Here is a 3006-nt window from a genome sequence, read left to right as displayed (position 1 = left end):
ATCAGTACCTATATATAGGTACTGATCCTGTGATCCTGATAGGATCGTGATCCCAATAGGATCACGATTTGATCCTGATCCTGGACCAAGGCGGCGGACGGCGGGGTGGCTCCCGCCTGAGGTCATTCCAGCTTGTTGCCGGGGGAGGCGGGGTGGTCATCACAGTAGGTGAACCGTGTGACGAAGGGAATGGACGTGGGCTGATCGGCAAAATCTGCGGGCATGCCCGATTTCCAGATGCGAAAGCCTGAGTCCGTGTCCGGGGAATGATACAGGATGAGCGTGAGGTGATCTCGCTGCACCAGCGCATAGATCAGGCCGGGACACGGAGGGACTCTGGCAGGGATTCAGGCCTGAGTGTCGTGTGGGGTTTGGCGCTGCGGAATGATCTCAAAAGGGCGTCACGGTCACGCTGTAAATCATGCTGGTGCCTGGCCATGTGCTGTTCTGCCGGCTTCTGCCAGTCTGACCTTAGATCCGTGGGCTGGATAAAGTACACCACGCAGATGCCCGCCGTCACGGATATGAGCATGAGCACCGCAGCCAGGACGATGATGATTCGAACAAACATCTTCATTTCAAAGGCTGCCACCCGCCCAAATGTTCTCCGGTCGGCAGTTCGAGGTCATAGATAACGCCCACGGGAGGCTTGCTCGCCATGACGAGCTTTTTCAATTCGGGAAGCTCTGCTTCGGAGTTCAAGACGCCATGAACGGACAGACATCCGCCCTCACCGGGCCAGATCCCCGCTTTCAATCCAGCGTAGCGGGTATCCTGATTGAGCCGGGATTGCAAAGCGGGGGCGTGCAGCTCAGCGGCCTTCAAGTTTCGTATTTGCTGGGTGAAGGGGAGCGGACCGTACCGCATGGTATAAAAGAGCACCGCCAGACCGAGCAGTAGCAGGATGGAGAGGATGGCGTCGAATCGCGCTGAACGCTTTTTCGTGGCCCCCACAGGATGAGATCGAAAAAGAGTCATGCGTATTGGCTGAGCGCCACCCCGGCCTCTTCGATGCTGTGGATCGCAGAAATAGACGAATGCTCAAGATGCGCCGCGCGTTTCAAAAACGCCTCGGGCCGTCCTGGGTCGGGCAGGCCTTCAGCCACCAGCCGGTACGCACCGATGTCGATGGTGCGGAGCAGCCCCAGGTGTGACTCCCTCGGTGGAATGGTATAGCTGGGCAGGTAGCGCTGACCACGAGCATCACAAAACTCGATGGCCTCCTGCTGCACATCCCACGCCTCCAGATGCACTTCTGCCTCCGCGATGGAGGAGAAGACAAAAAGCGCGTGGTGCTTGTCGAGAGCCAGAATCATGAGCAGCAGCGAAACGGCAGTGTTTCGCACACGCGGGTACTCTCTGCGCCGCAGATTCTCCCGTCAAGCAACGGGTACTTCAATCCGCACTCAAGGCGCTGCGACGACCTTCTTGCCGATGCAGTACAGCTTGTCCTGCGAGCGGATGAAGAGGCAGCCATCGCTCACGGCCACGCTGGCGCGCACGCTGGCGGCGTTGCCGTTGGGCTTGGAGCCGTTGCCCATCTCGTTCATGCCCAGCAGTTCAAAGGAGTCGGTGTTCGCCTTGGCCACATAGACTTCGCCCCAGAAGTTGATGCAGTACACTTTGTCATCCACCACGGTGGGGCTGCTTTCAAACTTGGTCTTGCCGCCGAGTTCACCGGTCCACACGACCTTGCCGGTCTTGGGCTCCAGGCAGCTCAGGGTCTTCTTGCCGCCGTCGAGGACGTAGAATTTGCCTTTGTAGAAGGCGGGCGTGGGCACGTCGCTGGTGACGCCTTTTGGCTCTGTCTGCCACACGGGCTTGGTCTCGCCTTTGGAATCGAGAGGCATGGCGAAGATGGGGGAGTTCTTGGGAGCACAGACGATGGCCATGCCTTCGCCGGTCACGGGGGAGGGGACGAGACGGAAGAACTTGTTGTAGCCTTCGCCCGGCGGGTTCCAGGTGGCGATGCGGGAGAGTTCCTTGCCGGTGGCGGCGTCGTGGATGGTCAGGGTGTCACCACCGGAGATAAGCATGAGGCGCTTGCCTTTGTGAGTGGCGAAAATGGGGCTGCTGAAAGCTTCCAGCGATTCCGTGTTGGCGAGGCTGGGGCGGATGTGCTTCCAGATGTCCTTCCCGGTGGCGGGATCGATGGCGAGGATGTAGCTGCGCATGTCCTTGCCTGCGGTGCCTTTTTCAAACTTGTCCTGGAATTTGAAGGCCTCGTTGCGCTGCAGCACCTGGATGTAGAGCTTGCCACCGTCGAGGGCGGGGCTGCTGCCGTAGGTCCACTGCGTGGCGAAGGCGCCGTGCGTTTCCTTGAAGTCGCGCTTCCAGACGATCTTGCCTTCGAAGTCGCACGCGGCGGCGATGGCATTGGCGAAGAGGAAGTAAACGCGGTCACCGTCCGTCACGGCGGAAGGGCTGGCGAGGTTGCTCTTGTCATCCCACTGAATCTCCGAGCCTTCGCTGATGGTGGTGCGCCATTTTTCGCGGCCGGTCTGCTTGTCGTAGCACAGGCCCACGAGTTTTTTCTCCGCATCAATCGGTGCGGTGATGAAGATGTTGTCGCCCCAGATGACGGGGACGGAGGCGGAGAGGCCCGGCACATCCGCAGCCCAGCGGACGCCTTCCGTGGTGCTGAATTTGGCCGGCAGGCCGGTCTCACCCGAGGAGCCGTCCTGATTCGGCCCGCGCCAGCTCGGCCAGTTTTCGGCGAGAGCAGCAGAAGAGAAGGACAGGCAGGCGAGCAGGAGGGCGGCGGGTGATTTCATGGCGAAAGGGAGAGAAGCGAATACGCACTGGCATGTCGAGATGTTTTCGCGAATTGGTCATTAACTTTGAATCTGAACCACTGGCAAACGACAGCGCTCGCTCTCCTCGGCTTTGCCGCAGGGCTGGTGCTGCATCTGCGCTGGCATCCGCTGCGCAGGCATTTGTCGGATGCCTGGGACTGCCTGCGGCTGCGGCCGGCTTTGATCTTGCTGACCGCCGGGGCCCTGCTGC

Annotated in this window: 4 protein-coding genes; all 4 read right to left on the bottom strand. The window is 60.1% G+C overall.

The window, feature by feature from the left end:
• Positions 1 to 313: 313 nt before the first annotated feature.
• The 4 genes from WAW39_RS21105 to WAW39_RS21090 all read right to left on the bottom strand — a co-directional run bounded on the left by WAW39_RS21105 (position 314) and on the right by WAW39_RS21090 (position 2774).
• Positions 314 to 577 (bottom strand): hypothetical protein, encoded by a 264-nt coding sequence (locus WAW39_RS21105; RefSeq protein WP_422321140.1) that lies wholly within the window; start codon positions 575 to 577, stop codon positions 314 to 316.
• Positions 574 to 978, bottom strand: coding sequence for a hypothetical protein (locus tag WAW39_RS21100; protein WP_422321139.1), 405 nt, complete (start codon positions 976 to 978; stop codon positions 574 to 576). The genes WAW39_RS21105 and WAW39_RS21100 overlap by 4 nt, the downstream gene beginning before the upstream one ends.
• Positions 975 to 1316 carry a hypothetical protein gene (locus WAW39_RS21095; RefSeq protein ID WP_422321138.1) on the bottom strand — a complete coding sequence of 114 codons (342 nt, stop codon included), beginning with the start codon at positions 1314 to 1316 and terminating at the stop codon, positions 975 to 977. Before WAW39_RS21095 ends, WAW39_RS21100 begins: the two co-directional genes overlap by 4 nt.
• Before the next feature lie 90 nt (positions 1317 to 1406).
• Entirely contained in the window at positions 1407 to 2774 is a 1368-nt protein-coding gene (locus tag WAW39_RS21090; RefSeq protein ID WP_422321137.1) for a PQQ-binding-like beta-propeller repeat protein, read from the bottom strand.
• Positions 2775 to 3006: the final 232 nt, after the last annotated feature.

It is taken from the genome of Prosthecobacter sp., from assembly GCF_049294395.1.
Taxonomy (GTDB): Bacteria; Verrucomicrobiota; Verrucomicrobiia; order Verrucomicrobiales; family Verrucomicrobiaceae; genus Prosthecobacter.
This window is presented reverse-complemented; position numbering and strand designations above follow the sequence as displayed.